The sequence below is a fragment of the Nonomuraea sp. NPDC049624 genome (assembly GCF_040675255.1).
Taxonomy (GTDB): domain Bacteria; phylum Actinomycetota; class Actinomycetes; order Streptosporangiales; family Streptosporangiaceae; genus Nonomuraea.
In genome coordinates this window covers 118,609-132,830 of sequence record NZ_JBFAOR010000017.1, presented here as the reverse complement: position 1 = coordinate 132,830, position 14,222 = coordinate 118,609, and the positions used below count along the sequence as shown (strand labels likewise).

13 protein-coding genes and 1 riboswitch are annotated in these 14,222 nt (G+C 69.7%); of the genes, 8 read left to right on the top strand and 5 right to left on the bottom strand.

Annotation, left to right across the window (positions count from 1 at the left end; all coding sequences use genetic code 11):
• The first annotated feature begins 8 nt into the window (after positions 1 to 8).
• The 6 genes from AB0J76_RS44940 (at position 9) to AB0J76_RS44915 (ending at position 5,436) form a co-directional block, all read left to right on the top strand.
• The gene (locus tag AB0J76_RS44940) at positions 9 to 563 is read left to right on the top strand and encodes an RNA polymerase sigma factor (RefSeq protein ID WP_352320880.1); all 555 of its coding nucleotides are present in this window, start codon (positions 9 to 11) and stop codon (positions 561 to 563) included.
• An 80-nt stretch (positions 564 to 643) separates the two neighbouring features.
• Positions 644 to 784, top strand: a riboswitch (SAM riboswitch).
• A gap of 13 nt (positions 785 to 797) precedes the next feature.
• Positions 798 to 2,030 (top strand): threonine synthase, encoded by a 1,233-nt coding sequence (gene thrC / locus AB0J76_RS44935; protein ID WP_352320881.1) that lies wholly within the window; start codon positions 798 to 800, stop codon positions 2,028 to 2,030.
• A gap of 25 nt (positions 2,031 to 2,055) precedes the next feature.
• Positions 2,056 to 2,331: a MoaD/ThiS family protein gene (locus AB0J76_RS44930; RefSeq protein WP_352320882.1), complete on the top strand. Its 276-nt coding sequence runs from the start codon at positions 2,056 to 2,058 to the stop codon at positions 2,329 to 2,331.
• 243 nt (positions 2,332 to 2,574) lie between these two features.
• Positions 2,575 to 2,775 (top strand): cold-shock protein, encoded by a 201-nt coding sequence (locus AB0J76_RS44925; RefSeq protein WP_106250594.1) that lies wholly within the window; start codon positions 2,575 to 2,577, stop codon positions 2,773 to 2,775.
• 343 nt (positions 2,776 to 3,118) lie between these two features.
• Positions 3,119 to 4,747, top strand: coding sequence for a chaperonin GroEL (gene groL, locus AB0J76_RS44920; RefSeq protein WP_352320884.1), 1,629 nt, complete (start codon positions 3,119 to 3,121; stop codon positions 4,745 to 4,747).
• 152 nt (positions 4,748 to 4,899) lie between these two features.
• Complete coding sequence (locus tag AB0J76_RS44915; RefSeq protein WP_352320886.1) at positions 4,900 to 5,436, top strand: hypothetical protein; 537 nt, start codon at positions 4,900 to 4,902, stop codon at positions 5,434 to 5,436.
• Between the two features lie 102 nt (positions 5,437 to 5,538).
• Here the strand turns inward: AB0J76_RS44915 and AB0J76_RS44910 are convergent, their stop codons facing one another.
• Both AB0J76_RS44910 and AB0J76_RS44905 read right to left on the bottom strand, forming a co-directional pair.
• The gene (locus AB0J76_RS44910) at positions 5,539 to 6,069 is read right to left on the bottom strand and encodes a YbhB/YbcL family Raf kinase inhibitor-like protein (RefSeq protein WP_352320888.1); all 531 of its coding nucleotides are present in this window, start codon (positions 6,067 to 6,069) and stop codon (positions 5,539 to 5,541) included.
• A gap of 62 nt (positions 6,070 to 6,131) precedes the next feature.
• Positions 6,132 to 8,132 (bottom strand): AAA family ATPase, encoded by a 2,001-nt coding sequence (locus tag AB0J76_RS44905; RefSeq protein ID WP_352320890.1) that lies wholly within the window; start codon positions 8,130 to 8,132, stop codon positions 6,132 to 6,134.
• 120 nt (positions 8,133 to 8,252) lie between these two features.
• Between AB0J76_RS44905 and AB0J76_RS44900 the strand changes: the two genes are divergently transcribed.
• The gene (locus AB0J76_RS44900; protein ID WP_352320892.1) at positions 8,253 to 8,588 is read left to right on the top strand and encodes a hypothetical protein; all 336 of its coding nucleotides are present in this window, start codon (positions 8,253 to 8,255) and stop codon (positions 8,586 to 8,588) included.
• A gap of 219 nt (positions 8,589 to 8,807) precedes the next feature.
• Here AB0J76_RS44900 and AB0J76_RS44895 read toward each other — a convergent pair whose 3' ends face one another.
• The 3 genes from AB0J76_RS44895 to AB0J76_RS44885 all read right to left on the bottom strand — a co-directional run bounded on the left by AB0J76_RS44895 (position 8,808) and on the right by AB0J76_RS44885 (position 12,425).
• Entirely contained in the window at positions 8,808 to 10,460 is a 1,653-nt protein-coding gene (locus AB0J76_RS44895) for a DNA repair helicase XPB (protein WP_352320894.1), read from the bottom strand.
• 67 nt (positions 10,461 to 10,527) lie between these two features.
• Positions 10,528 to 10,881 carry a hypothetical protein gene (locus tag AB0J76_RS44890; protein ID WP_352320895.1) on the bottom strand — a complete coding sequence of 118 codons (354 nt, stop codon included), beginning with the start codon at positions 10,879 to 10,881 and terminating at the stop codon, positions 10,528 to 10,530.
• A gap of 68 nt (positions 10,882 to 10,949) precedes the next feature.
• Positions 10,950 to 12,425, bottom strand: a complete 1,476-nt coding sequence (locus AB0J76_RS44885; RefSeq protein WP_352320897.1) for an AMP-binding protein — start codon at positions 12,423 to 12,425, stop codon at positions 10,950 to 10,952.
• Positions 12,426 to 12,849: 424 nt separating this feature from the next.
• Between AB0J76_RS44885 and AB0J76_RS44880 the strand changes: the two genes are divergently transcribed.
• The gene (locus tag AB0J76_RS44880) at positions 12,850 to 14,202 is read left to right on the top strand and encodes a hypothetical protein (protein ID WP_352320898.1); all 1,353 of its coding nucleotides are present in this window, start codon (positions 12,850 to 12,852) and stop codon (positions 14,200 to 14,202) included.
• The last annotated feature ends 20 nt before the right edge of the window (positions 14,203 to 14,222 follow it).

Sequence of the window (14,222 nt, the reverse complement as noted above, 5' to 3'; positions counted from 1 at the left end):
TCCCAGCTATGGCGCTAGATGAGCTAACCGAGGAACTCGCCCGCTCGGCCGCGGCCGGAGACCATCGCGCGCTCGGCGAGCTCCTGGCCAGGATCGAGCCTGACGTGATGCGCCACTGCGCCCGGATCCTGCCCTATCACCAGGACGCGGAAGAAGCCTCGCAGGACACTCTGCTGGCCGTGGCGCGCAACATCGGCCGGTTCGAGGGGCGGGCCAGGTTCAGCACCTGGCTGCACATCGTGACCGCCAACTGCGCGCGCACCACGTACCGCTCGCTGAAGCGCAGGGCCGCCGAGCAGACGTCGGAGGAGCTGCCGATGCAGAAGCCGGACGCGCGGCGGGTCAGCGTGATCGCCGGCTCGCGGCTCGACCTGCTCGACGCGATGGAGGCGCTGGAGGCCGACAAGCCCGACCTGGCCCAGGCGCTGGTGCTGCGCGACATCGTCCAGCTCGACTACAGCGAGGTGGCCGAGCAGCTCAACATCCCGCTCGGCACCGCCAAGTCCCGCATCCACCAGGCCCGCAAGTACGTGCAGGGAGTCCTCGGGGAGGACTATCGGTGAGACGCGTTCTCTCGCATGCTGAGACGGGTGGTCGTTTCCACCACTTGAGAAGGTAGAGTCCTTTTCGAACAACTGAATATTGCTCATCCAGAGGGGTGGAGGGACCGGCCCTGCGAAGCCCCGGCAACCCTCCCGGCTTGTGCTCGCGACCTGGCGAGGCCGACCGGGACAAGGTGCCAATTCCGGTTCGCGGTCAAGGTGGCCGCGGGCGAAGATGAGGGAAGGCCTCGCTTCATGTCGCTCGACTTTGGTCCTGCCGTCGCTCTGTCCTGCCGCGAGTGCGGCACGCGCTACCCCCTGGGTCCCAGCTTCGCCTGCCTGGAGTGTTTCGGGCCGCTCGAAGCGGCCTACTCCTTCGGCCAGGTGACCCGCGCGGACATCGAGTCCGGCCCCGCCAACATCTGGCGCTACCGCCACCTGCTCCCGGTCCCCGCCGACGTGGCGAGCAAGCCCAACATGAACCCGGGCTGGACGAAGCTGGTCAAGGCCGGCAACCTCGGCAAGGCGCTCGGCATCCGGTCCCTGTACGTGAAGGACGACTCGGGCAACCCCACCCACTCCTTCAAGGACCGGGTGGTCGCCATCGCCGTCGAGGCGGCCAGGAACTTCGGTTTCCACACGCTCTCCTGCTCCTCCACGGGCAACCTCGCCGGCGCGGTCACCGCCGCCGCCGCGCGGGCCGGCCTCGACGCGTGCGTGTTCATCCCGGCCGACCTCGAAGCGGCCAAGATCGCCATGGCCCGGGTGTTCGGCGGCCGGCTGATCGGCATCGACGGCACGTACGACGAGGTCAACCGGTTCTGTTCGGAGCTGATCGGCGACCCGCTGGGCGAGCGGTGGGGGTTCGTCAACGTCAACCTGCGGCCCTACTACGCCGAGGGGTCCAAGACGCTCGCGTACGAGATCGCCGAACAGCTCGGCTGGCGGCTGCCCGAGCAGATCGTCATCCCCATCGCCTCCGGCTCCCAGCTCACGAAGATCGACAAGGGGTTCAAGGAGCTGATCGCGCTCGGGCTGGTCGAGGACACCCCCTACAAGGTGTTCGGGGCCCAGGCGGCCGGGTGCTCGCCGGTCTCGACGGCGTACAAGGCGGGGCACGACGTCGTCCAGCCGGTCAAGCCGGACACGATCGCCAAGTCGCTGGCCATCGGCAACCCCGCCGACGGGCCGTACGTGCTGGACATCGCCCGGCGCACGGGCGGGGGCGTCGAGGACGTCACCGACCCCGAGATCGTCGCCGCCATCAAGCTCCTGGCCTCCACCGAGGGCATCTTCGCCGAGACCGCCGGCGGCGTCACGGTGGGCGTGCTGAAGAAGCTCGTCGAGACGGGCAGGCTCGACCCCGAGGCCGAGACCGTGGTCCTGAACACCGGCGACGGCCTCAAGACGCTCGACGCGATCAGCGACGACGCGCGGCCCACCGCCGTGATCCGGCCCTCTCTCGACGCGTTCCGCGCGACTGTCTGACAATCCAGGAAAGGCAACAAAAACCATGAGCGTTTCTGTGCGGATTCCCACCATTCTGCGCACTTACACCGGGGGTAACGCCGAGGTGAGTGGCGAAGGGGCGACTCTTCGTGACGTTCTCGCCAAGCTCGACTCCGACTACCCGGGGATCGGCGCGAGAATTCTGGATGAATCGGGCAAGATTCGTCGTTTTGTCAACGTATACGTTGGTGAAGAGGATGTCCGTTTCGCCGAGGGGCTGGACACTCCCGCCCCTGAAGGCGCTCAGATCTCCATCATCCCCGCCGTCGCGGGCGGCTGACCGCCGGACCACCGACTCTTGAAGGCGCCCCTTGTGGGCGCCTTCTTGTTTTAGAACCAAATTCAACCTCGAACGACTCAGCCTTCGATGAAATTAGCGTTTTGTCGGTTGACTCTGTTGCCAAACCCCGTGCCACAGGTATGGTCGAGGGCGATCGTCTGGCTGATTTTCCCAAAAGTCAGGCGATTACGGGTCTCGCGAAGGAATGGGCGAGATCTGCGAGCCCAGTAAGAGGAGTCGGAAGTGGCGCAGGGCACCGTCAAGTGGTTCAACGCGGACAAGGGCTACGGCTTCATCGCGGTAGACGGTGGTAAGGATGTATTCGTCCATTACTCAGCGATCATGATGGACGGGTACCGCTCTCTCGAACAAGGACAGCGCGTCGAGTTCGAGATCACGCAGGGCCAGAAGGGGCCGCAGGCGGAGTCCGTCCGCACGGTCTGATTCACCCTCGCTGGTATGCACCAGGCGGGACGTGCGGCAGCGCAGTCCGTACGGGCTCGTCACTGTTTCCTCCGTCGGCTTCGCACGGCGGGCCGCGCCTCAGGGGCGGCTCGCCGTACGAACCGGCGCACCCGATGACCTGCCCGATGAGCTGGGGTGGGGTGCCCGTGGCTTGCACTCGGCAGGGTAGAGTGCTAAACAGTTCGTTGGCACTCTGTGTGGCAGAGTGCCAACAACTCGGATCGAGACGATGGGGTCTGCCGAACGGAGATGCAGGCCTATGCCGTCGCGGGCGTCGGCTCGGTCCAGGACACGCCACCCTGCATCTGGGAGGTCTAGCCTTATGGCAGCCAAGATGATCGCGTTTGACGAGGACGCCCGGCGCGGTCTCGAGCGCGGTATGAACCAGCTCGCCGACGCCGTCAAGGTGACCTTGGGCCCCAAGGGGCGCAACGTCGTGCTGGAGAAGAAGTGGGGCGCTCCCACGATCACCAACGACGGCGTCTCCATCGCCAAGGAGATCGAGCTCGAGGACCCGTGGGAGAAGATCGGCGCCGAGCTGGTCAAGGAAGTCGCCAAGAAGACTGACGACGTCGCCGGCGACGGCACCACCACGGCCACCGTGCTCGCCCAGGCTCTGGTGCGCGAAGGTCTGCGCAACGTGGCCGCCGGCGCCAACCCGATGGCCCTGAAGAAGGGCATCGAGGCCGCCGTCGAGCGGGTCAGCGAGGAGCTCTCCAAGCTGGCCAAGGACGTGGAGACCAAGGAGCAGATCGCCTCCACCGCCTCCATCTCCGCCGCCGACCCCGAGATCGGCTCGCTCATCGCCGAGGCGATGGACAAGGTCGGCAAGGAAGGCGTCATCACCGTCGAGGAGAGCAACACCTTCGGCCTGGAGCTCGAGCTCACCGAGGGCATGCGCTTCGACAAGGGCATGACGTCGATGTACTTCGTGACCGACTCCGACCGCATGGAGGCCGTTCTCGAAGACCCGTACATCCTGATCGTCAACAGCAAGGTCTCGGCCAACAAGGACCTGCTGCCGCTGCTCGACAAGGTCGTTCAGTCCGGCAAGCCGCTGCTGATCATCGCCGAGGACGTCGAGGGCGAGGCCCTGGCGACCCTGGTGGTCAACAAGATCCGCGGCCTGTTCCGCTCCGTGGCCGTCAAGGCCCCGGGCTTCGGCGACCGCCGCAAGGCCATGCTGGGCGACATCGCGATCCTGACCGGCGGTCAGGTCATCGCCGAGGAGGTCGGCCTCAAGCTCGAGACCGCCACCCTCGACCTGCTCGGCCGCGCCCGCAAGGTCGTGGTGACCAAGGACGAGACCACCATCGTCGACGGCGCCGGTGACGCCGAGGCGATCTCCGGCCGGGTCAACGAGATCCGCGCCGAGATCGAGCGCACCGACTCCGACTACGACCGCGAGAAGCTGCAGGAGCGCCTGGCCAAGCTGGCCGGTGGCGTGGCGGTCATCAAGGCCGGCGCGGCGACCGAGGTCGAGCTCAAGGAGCGCAAGCACCGCATCGAGGACGCCGTGCGCAACGCCAAGGCGGCCGTCGAGGAGGGCATCGTCCCCGGCGGTGGCGTGGCGCTGCTGCAGGCCGGCGCCAAGGCGTTCGACAAGCTCGAGCTCAACGGCGACGAGGCCACCGGCGCGGCGATCGTGAAGAAGGCGCTTGAGGAGCCCCTCAAGCAGATCGCGGTCAACGCGGGCCTCGAGGGCGGCGTCGTCGTGGAGAAGGTGCGCAACCTGACCCCGGGCGAGGGCCTCAACGCCGCTTCCGGCGAGTACGTCAACATGTTCGACTCCGGGATCATCGACCCGGCCAAGGTGACGCGCTCCGCGCTGCAGAACGCCGCCTCCATCGCGGCGCTCTTCCTCACCACCGAGGCCGTCATCGCCGAGAAGCCCGAGAAGACCCCTGCTGCTCCGGCCGGCATGCCCGGCGGCGGCGACATGGACTTCTAGGCCTCGCCTGGTCGCTGACGCATCAGAAGGCGGTTCGGATCTCCACGGATCCGGCCGCCTTTTGTTGTGTCCGGACCCATCACGTTTAGTAGTTATTGACTACGGAAAGTAACGAAACGAAGTGACGATTCACCGCACAAAGGAGTAGTTACATGAATTCCCGCACCGCGCGCGTTCTCGGGCTCGGAGCCGTCATGGTGGCCGCCGCGGCCGCCATGACGATGCCCGCCCAGGCAGACGACCACGGTTACCTGGACGATGCCCTGGAGTACGTCGACGTGCCCTACTGCGCGGGCTACCTGGAACTGTACGACCGCGACTACTGCGCCTCGCCGTCGAGATGGACGTCGCGGGACGAGCGCGGGGAGATGTCGGAGGAGGGCGGGTACCGGTCGTCGGAGGAAGGCGAGGACAGGACGTCGGACGAGGCCGACGAGAGGTCCGACTGGCGCGAGGACACCTCGGACGAAGGCCAGGACATGTCCGACTGGCGCGAGGACAGCTCGGACGAAGGCGCGGACGTGTCCGGCGAGCGCGAGGACGTCGCGGACGAGGGCCAGGACATGTCGGGCGAGCGCGAGGACGTCGCGGACGCCTTCGAGGGCCGGTCGGCCGGCGAGAGCGAGGACCGGTCGTCCAACGCCCCCATGGACTTCACGTTCGCCGACGAACTGGTGCAGGGCGACTGAACCCCGTCTGGTGGCGCCGGGCGTACCTGAACCCGACGCGGCACCACGGCGAAGGCGCCCCGAACGCGAACGGGGCGCCTTCGCCGCGGTGTTGTGCCGGTCTCAGACGCCGAAGTGCGCGACGACGTGACCGCGGGCCAGCGTGTTGGCGGTGATGTTGAAGCCGACCACGGCCGGGCTCGCGTCGCTGTCGACGCCCAGCTCGTCGACCCCGAGCGCGTGCACGGTGAAGACGTAGCGGTGGGGGGCGCCGGGCGGGGGAGCGGCGCCGCCGTAGTCCTTGGTGCCGTAGTCGTTGCGGGCGTGGACGGCGCCGGCGGGCAGGCCCTTGAAGTCGGGGCCGGTGCCCGCGCCCCTGGGCAGCTCCGTGGTGTCGCCGGGCAGGTCGAACAGCACCCAGTGCCAGAAGCCGCTGCCGGTGGGGGCGTCGGGGTCGTGGCAGGTGACGGCGTAGCCGCGGGTGCCCTCGGGGGCGCCCGACCAGCGCAGCTGGGGAGAGACGTTCCCGCCGGTCATCCCCCAGTCGTCGAAGACGTGGAGGTCGTTCAGCCGCTCGCCGTCGCGGATGTCGTCGCTCTCCACCACGAGCGCGGGGACCGGGGGCAGGTGTTCATGCGGAAGCGGTGCGGGCACGGCATCCTCCTAGGTTGACAGCTCCTTCAGGCCATCCTAGAAGCGGCCGTGCCCGCCCTCCGTCAGGTTGCCAGCTGCGCCGGGAGCGGCCTGTCGTGCAGCACCGTGAGCGAGGTGACCGCACGGGTCAGGACCACGTACAGGCGGGCCAGGCCGCGGGGCTCGGCCTCGACGATGTCCGCGGGCTCCACGACGATCACGTGGTCGTACTCCAGGCCCTTGGCGAGCGTGGCGGGCACGATCAGCAGGCGGTGCTCCTGCGTCGCGTCGGGGTCGAGCACCGCGTGCGGCAGGCCGGACAGCGACTCGGAGACCGCCGCCACCATCGCGTCGGGGACGATGACCCCGATCGAGCCCTCCTTGGCCAGGACCTCCCGGGCGGTCTCGGCGACCGTGCCGCCCGGCCGGACCGTGAGCGAGCCCGCGCCCGGACGCAGCGACCGCGGGGCGGCCAGCCCGGGGGCGATCGAGGGCAGCAGGCGGGCCGCGTAGTCGAGCACCTCGCGCGGCACGCGAAAGCCGAGCGTCAGCTCGGTCACCTCGCCCTCGTCCTGGCCGAGGTGCTTCAGCACGGTCTCCCACGAGCTGGTGGACCACGGCGTGGTGCCCTGGGCCAGGTCGCCGAGCACGGTGGCCGAGCCGTTGCGGCAGCGCCGGCCGAGCGCCCGCAGCTGCATCTCGGACAGGTCCTGGGCCTCGTCCACGACGAGGTGGCCGAGCGACGGGGTGCGTTCCATGAGGTCGCGCAGCTCGTCGAGGAGCGCGGCGTCGGCGGCCGACCATCTGGCGGACTTCCAGCTCCGATAAGGCTTCCGCCAAAGCAGCATTTCCTGCTCGTCAGGCGACAAATCGGTTTTGGCGGCTTTTGAGAGGAATTCCGGGTCGGACAGCAGGCGGTGCAGGACCTGTTCCGGCGTCAGTTTCGGCCACACGGCGTCGACGAGCTGCTTGACCGGCCTCGACCTGGCCACCGCGTCCTGGACCCGGTCGTCGGGCGACTCGCCGCGCTGCTCCATCCGTACGAGCACCTGGTGGGCCAGGCGCTGGGCCAGCGCGGCCCGCCCCGGCGAGTAACGGGTGGTGCCGCGCAGGGAGGCCACCATCTCGCGCACCTCGTGGTCGGCGACCCGGTAGCGGTAGGCGCCCTTCGTGAACACCAGGCCGTCCTCGGGCTTGACGATGTGCATCCACAACGCCCGGTCGAGCACCGCGGCCATCCTGGCGTCGCCCTTGACCGCGGAGACCATCGGGTCCTCCTCGGCGGCGTGCTCGCCGAGCAGCCCGGCCACGGTGGTCTGGTCGACCTTGACCTCGCCCAGCGCGGGCAGGACGGAGGAGATGTAGGACAGGAACGCCCGGTTCGGCCCCACGATCATCACGCCCGACCTGGCCAGCCGCTCGCGGTGGGTGAACAGCAGGTACGCGGCCCGGTGGAGGCCCACGGCGGTCTTCCCGGTGCCGGGGGCGCCCTGGACGCACACCGTCTGGGCCAGCGTCGCGCGGACGATCTCGTCCTGGTCGGGCTGGATGGTGGCCACGATGTCGCGCATCGGGCCGGTGCGCGGGCGTTCGATCTCCTCGGTCAGGATCTTCGAGGGGCCGACCTCGCCGCCCTCGCCGAGCGGCTCGTCCTCGAACGCGGTCAGCGCGCCGCCGTGGTAGCCGAAGCGGCGGCGGCGGACGACGCCCATGGGGTCGGCCGGGCTGGCCTGGTAGAACGCGCGGGACACCGGCGCGCGCCAGTCGATGACCAGCGGCCGGCTGGTGCCGTCGTGCACGTGCCGGCGGCCGACGTAGAGGGTGCCCGGCAGGTCGTCGCCGCCCTCGCGGTCGAGGCGGCCGAAGAACAGCGGGGTGTCCGGATGGTCGGCCAGGGCGGCCACGCGCTGGTCCAGCAGCGACTGGAGGATCTGCTGCGAGACCCAGTCGCCGGCCGCGTCGGCCGACAACGACTGGGCGTGGGCCCGCATCGCCTTGAGCGCGGCCCTGGACTCGGCCAGGTGGGCCTGCTCGGCAGCGAGCACGTCGGAGGGTATGTCGGGAGCCAGTTGGTGTGTGGGCATGCGAAAGCGCCTCCCATGGTCGAAAACGGAGGTGGTCAAGGCAGCGAATCGACTAGTTTAACGGCGGCCGTCCGGTGCCTCCAAAGCATTTACCGGCGCGCGGCGGGGTAAGGAGGGAAGGTGGCGCGGCTTCGCCTGGTCCTCTCGCCGATGATCCCCACGGTCGCGAGCTTCCTGCTGGCGGCGCTCTGGGGGATGTCGGTCTTCGCCGGATGGGGGCTGGAGGCGTTCTGCGCGGGCGGCGAGTCCCCGCCGGCGTGTTCCCGGCGTCTCGGGGCGGTCTCCACGGTGTCGGGGTTGTTCGCCGCGCTGGCCGCCTGCGCCACGCTGGCCGCGTGGCTGGTCCCGGCGTCCCGGCAGGACCCGCGGACGTTCGGCCGGCTCATGGGGACGGGGGTCGCCGCCTGGATCGTCGCCGGCGCGGTGCTGTTCCTCGGCGGCCTGCTGGCCGGCTAGCAAACCCGGCAAAGACCGTATCTCTGGGTGAACGTGGGAATACCGAAAAAGTCGGGCATTTCAGGTGCGTTTGGCGGATCATGGGGGTATGTCGCAGGCGGCGTGATAGTACGCAGGTGAGGGGGGTGGTTCGATGTCGACGACCCGTGGAGTCTCGTGGACGTGACATAAACGCCGTGCCTGGCCGCTCAGGCAACGAGCGGCCGGGCATTCAACCCGTCACACCTCGCCGTGCACGTCGTCGGCGTCGATGATCTGGTAGGCGTATCCCTGCTCGGCCAGGAAACGCTGCCGGTGGGCGGCGAACTCCTGGTCGACGGTGTCCCTGCTGACCACCGTGTAGAACCGGGCGCCACCGCCGTCGGCCTTGGGCCGCAGCACCCGTCCGAGCCGCTGGGCCTCCTCCTGCCGCGACCCGAACGTGCCCGACACCTGGATCGCGACGGCCGCCTCGGGCAGGTCGATGGAGAAGTTCGCCACCTTCGACACCACCAGGACCTGGATCTCCTTGTCGCGGAACGCCTGGTAGAGCCGCTCGCGCTCCTTGACCCTGGTCTCACCCTTGATGACCGGCGCGTTGAGGTGCTCGCCGAGCTCGTCGAGCTGGTCGATGTACTGGCCGATGACCAGCACCTGCTCGCCCAGATGCCGCCGGACCAGCGCCTCGGTCACGTACGTCTTGGACGGCGTGGTGGCGCAGAACCGGTAACGCTCCTCGGCCTCGGCCATCGCGTACGCCAGCCGCTCCTCGTCGGTCAGCGTGACCCGCACCTCGACGCAGTCGGCCGGCGCGATCCAGCCCTGGTTCTCCATCTCCTTCCACGGCGCGTCGTAGCGCTTGGGACCGATGAGGGAGAACACGTCGCCCTCGCGGCCGTCCTCGCGCACGAGCGTCGCGGTCAGGCCCACCCGCCGGCGGGCCTGGAGGTCGGCGGTCATCCGGAAGATCGGCGCGGGCAGCAGGTGGACCTCGTCGTAGACGATCAGGCCCCAGTCACGCGCGTCGAACAGCTCCAGGTGGCTGTAGACGCCCTTCCGCCTGGTGGTCATCACCTGGTACGTGGCGATGGTGACCGGGCGGATCTCCTTCTTGTTGCCGGAGTACTCGCCGATCTCGTCCTCGGTCAGCGAGGTGCGCTTGAGCAGCTCGGTCTTCCACTGGTGGGCGCTGACCGTGTTGGTCACCATGATCAGCGTGGTGGCCTGGGCGTGGGCCATGGCCGCCGCGCCCACGATGGTCTTGCCCGCGCCGCAGGGCAGCACGACCACGCCGGAGCCGCCGTGCCAGAAGGCGTCGGCCGCCTCGCGCTGGTAGGGGCGCAGCTCCCAGCCGTCCTGGAGCAGCTTGATGGGGTGGGCCTCGCCGTCGACGTAGCCGGCCAGGTCTTCGGCGGGCCAGCCCAGCTTGAGCAGCGCCTGCTTGACGTTGCCGCGGTCGCTCGGGTGCACGATGACCGAGTCGGCGCCGAGGCGCTCGCCCAGCATCGGCTGGATCTTCTTCGAGCGCAGCACCTCTTCGAGCACCGCGCGGTCGGTCGAGGTCAGGACCAGCCCGTTGACCGGGTCCTTCTCCAGGCGCAGGCGCCCGTAGCGGGCCATCGTCTCGGCGATGTCGACGAGCAGCGCGTGCGGCACCGGGTAGCGGCTGAAGCCGATCAGCGCGTCGACGACCTGCTCGGCGTCGTGGCCGGCGGCCCGCGCGTTCCACAGGGCGAGCGGCGTGACGCGGTAGGTGTGGACGTGTTCAGGCGCTCGTTCGAGCTCGGCGAACGGCGCGATCGCCTTGCGGCACGCGTCGGCCTTCTCGTGGTCGACCTCGAGCAGCAGCGTTTTGTCCGACTGGACGATGAGCGGGCCGTCGTTCACGGACATCCCTTCCTACGGTTGACCCTTATCCAACACACACGACGGCAGGAACAGTCCCGGAACGGGTAATCGATCAGTCGTCCAGGCGGCCGGTGAGGCCCAGGAAGAGGAAGAGCCCGATGTTCAGCACGAAACCGGCGCCGAACAGCACCCAGCTCCAGACCAGCAGCGAACGGGCGCTTCCCGGCTGCTCGCGGGCCCGCGTCAGCGCCACGGCGGCCAGGATGCCGCCGGGCAGCCCGAGCACGTTGAGGCAGGAGGCGAGGGACAGGAAGTTGAGCACGACGGCGACGATGGCGGCGGCCTGCGGGCCCTCGTCGCGCCGCGGCGGCACGCCGTAGCCGTAGCCGTACTGCGGAGGCGGCTGCTCGCCGTAGGGCGCCCCGTAGGGCAGGTGCGGGTAGCCGGACGGATCTTCTTGACTCACGTTCACCTCCAGACAGGTCAACGTTTATCACGGAATACCGACGTGCCCGACCCGGTGTGCGCGGACGGTCACAACCGGCCGCGCAGGGCCTTCCTGTCCAGCTTGAGCACGCTGGTGACCGGGATCGACTCGACGAAGCGCACCTCGCGCGGGTACTTCACCCGTCCGACCCGGTCGCGCGCCCACTCGATCAGCTCCTCGGCGTTCTCCTCGGCTCCCGGCCTGAGCTGCACGAACGCCACCACCTCCTCGCCCAGCCGCGGGTCGGGACGGCCGACGACGCCCGACATGACCACGTCGGGGTGCTGGTTGAGGGCGTCCTCGACGTCGCGCGGGAAGACGTTGAAGCCGCCGCGGATGATCAGGTCCTTCTTGCGGTCGACGATGTAGAGGTAGCCGTCGTCGTCCACGCAGCCGATGTCGCCGGTGCGCAGCTCGTCGCCGACCAGCGCGGTGCCCTCGGGGTCGGGTTCGTGCTCGCCCCAGTAGCCGAGCATCAGGGAGTCGCCGCTGACGCAGATCTCGCCGACGTCGCCGCACTCCACCGCCTCGCCCGCGGAGTCGCGGATGGTGATCGTGTAGCCGGCCAGCGGCAGGCCGACGCTGCCTGGCCGGCGTCTGCCCGGCGGGTTGAAGGTGGTGACGGCGCTGGTCTCGGTCAGGCCGTAGCCCTCCAGGATCTGCGTGCCCGGCATCCGGCGCTCGAACTCCTGCAGCGCCTCCCGGCCCAGCGGCGCCGCGCCGCAGGTGAGGTAGGCCAGGTCGGGGAGCGGGTGCGACTCCAGCGGCTGGGCCAGGAGCATGTGGATCATGGCGGGCACGACGGTGCCGTACTGGACGTGCTGCTCGGCGGCCAGTCGCAGGAACGCCTCCGGCTCGAACCAGCGCATGAGCACGGCCTGCTGGGGTTCGGTCGCGTGCAGGCCGGCCACGGTGATGATCAACCCGTACGCGTGCGAGAGCGGCACAGGCACGATCGCACGATTTTTCCCCTCTTGATGGGATATTTCGTACGCGTCCTTGGCCACCTGCCAGAGCCCGCGATGGCTCAGCATGACCCCCTTGGCGACGCCCGTGGTGCCGCCGGTGTACATGAGCGCGGCCAGGTCGCCGGGGTCCCTGCGCACCCGTTCGTGCTCGGTGGCGCTCTCCAGCTCGGCCGTGTCCACATGTATCCGGACGTCCACCGCGGCGGCCCGTACGGTCTCCACGAGCTCGGGCGAGGTGACGACGGCGCACGCGCCGCTGTCGAGCAGGATGTGCCGCAGCTCCTCGGCCCCCACCAGGAAGACCACCGGCGTGACCACCGCGCCCGCCGCCCACAACGCCTGGCAGACGATCGGGACCTCGGGAGAGGTGGCCATCATCACGACCACCCGGTCGCCCGGCCGGACCCCGGCCTCGACGAACCCGCCGCACATCCGGCGGGCGCGTTCCGCCAGCGCGTGGCTGCGGTGCCAGACCCCTTCGTAGAACACCGAGTCGTGGTCGTCGAAGCGGTTCCATGACTCCTCGGCCAGCTGGCCCAGCGTTTGCTCGGTCACATGCACAACCTGATCGGAGGCGCCGCGCGCAGTCAACCCTGAACGTTCTCATGTCCACCCTTGACTGATGATTGTGGACGATGCTGTCATGCCGAGTAAATGTCCAATATCGGCCTAGAAGGTCATTCGAGTTTTCGGGTGGCGCTAGATCGTGTATTGGTGGGATAACTAGGGTTCCGTGCTACCAGATGGCTTGCCGCGGTTCTTGTCACCGGCCCGTCGCCCAGAGCAATGGAGGACATGATCGACATGCGCGCGCCGGCGGCCGTGGCCGCGAGCTCTGCGAGTAACGCCTGGTCAGCGCGGTGGCTGACGGGCAGCGAACGGTCAATCCATAAGCCCGGGAAACAAGTCGCCGGACAAAAACGTTCGCGAAAGACATTTTCCACACAGTCAACGTTCCAGTCAGGCCCGAGGTGACTTCGTGATCGACACGCCTGAAGCAGGCGAGAGCGACCTCGACGACAAAACGCTCACCGAGCGTGTCATCGCCATCAACGAACAGCTCCGGCCTCTGGTCGTCCCGGTGGCCCGCGACCTCGACCGGCGTGCGGCCGACACCCTGCTGCGCTCCTACCTGGAGCCCGCCGGCTTCGCCGACGCGGTGCGCCGGCTGTCCACGCGCCACCTGCTCGTCCTGGTGGGGGAGGCGGACGTGGGCAAGCGGCTCGGCGCCATCGCCCTGCTGTCGCGCATGTCGCTGGCCGAGAGCAGGATCACCGTGCTGTCACCGGCCGGCAGCGCCGCCGACCTGCTCTCCAGAACCGAGTACGGGCCGGGCCGGGCATACCTGCTGCACGACTGGATCGCCGGGAGCGCCGACCGCGGCGAACTGCTCGACCTGGCCCGCGAGCTCGCCGAGCTGGGGTCGTACCTGGTGATCACCCGGAACGGCGTCCCGTCGCAGGCGGTCGAGGTGGAGCAGCCGTGGTGCGCGCCCGACCCCGGCGAGCTGTTCGACCTGTACCTGAGCGCGTTCGGCGGCCGGAGCGCCCCGGCCGGGGCCGCCACCGCCCGGGTCCGCGCGCTGACGCTGCGCACGCCCGCCGAGGTCGTCCGCCTGGCCACGCGCCTGGTGCGGGACGACGAGCCCGCGGGCGAGGAGGTGGCCGCCTGGTTCGACACCAAGCCGCCGATGCGTGAGGTGCGGGCGGTGGCGGCGCTCGCGTTCGCGCACGGGCTGCCCGAGCCGGAGTTCGCCCGCCTGCTGGCCGCGTTCGAGCGCGGCCGGGAGGCCCACGAGGCGGGGCCGGGGCCGACCGGCGCGCCGCACCCGCTGATCGCCGTGCACGACGGTCACGTCGTCTTCCGCGCGCCGGAGCACCGCGCCCAGGTGCTCGGCGAGCTGGTCGCCCGGTACGGCTACTGGCTCTGGCAGCCGCTGCGCGAGTGGGCGCGCTCCCTGGCCCTCCAGGGGGACGACGTGCGCGCGCGGGCGGCCGAGGGCGTGGCGTTGCTGGCCGCCTGGTCGTTCAGGGAGGCGCGGCAGGAGTTCCTGGAGGTGTGGGCCAGGGGACGGGCGGGCGAACGGCTGGCGGCGGGCGGCGGGCTGTCGTACATGTGCGCCGACGACGCCCTCGCCCCCGAGGCCCTGCGCCTGGCGCTCACCTGGTCATCCGACCCGGCCGACCCGCGGGCGGTCGCGGCGGTCGCCGGGCTGTGCGGCGGGCTGTCGCTGCGCTACCCGGCCGATGCGGCGGCCCACCTGCGCCGCCTGGCCGCCGGGGACGGCCCCGCGTCCCGGCTCGCGGCCCACGCGCTCACCCAGCACCCCTGAGACGGGAGCCGGGAAGGCGG

Bases quoted from the DNA above. Each gene is read 5' to 3' on its own strand.
- AB0J76_RS44940 (WP_352320880.1), top strand. From the start codon at position 9: ATGGCGCTAGATGAGCTAACCGAGGAACTCGCCCGCTCGGCCGCGGCC.
- thrC (WP_352320881.1), top strand. From the start codon at position 798: ATGTCGCTCGACTTTGGTCCTGCCGTCGCTCTGTCCTGCCGCGAGTGC.
- AB0J76_RS44930 (WP_352320882.1), top strand. From the start codon at position 2,056: ATGAGCGTTTCTGTGCGGATTCCCACCATTCTGCGCACTTACACCGGG.
- groL (WP_352320884.1), top strand. From the start codon at position 3,119: ATGGCAGCCAAGATGATCGCGTTTGACGAGGACGCCCGGCGCGGTCTC.
- AB0J76_RS44915 (WP_352320886.1), top strand. From the start codon at position 4,900: ATGAATTCCCGCACCGCGCGCGTTCTCGGGCTCGGAGCCGTCATGGTG.
- AB0J76_RS44905 (WP_352320890.1), bottom strand. From the start codon at position 8,132: ATGCCCACACACCAACTGGCTCCCGACATACCCTCCGACGTGCTCGCT.
- AB0J76_RS44895 (WP_352320894.1), bottom strand. From the start codon at position 10,460: ATGTCCGTGAACGACGGCCCGCTCATCGTCCAGTCGGACAAAACGCTG.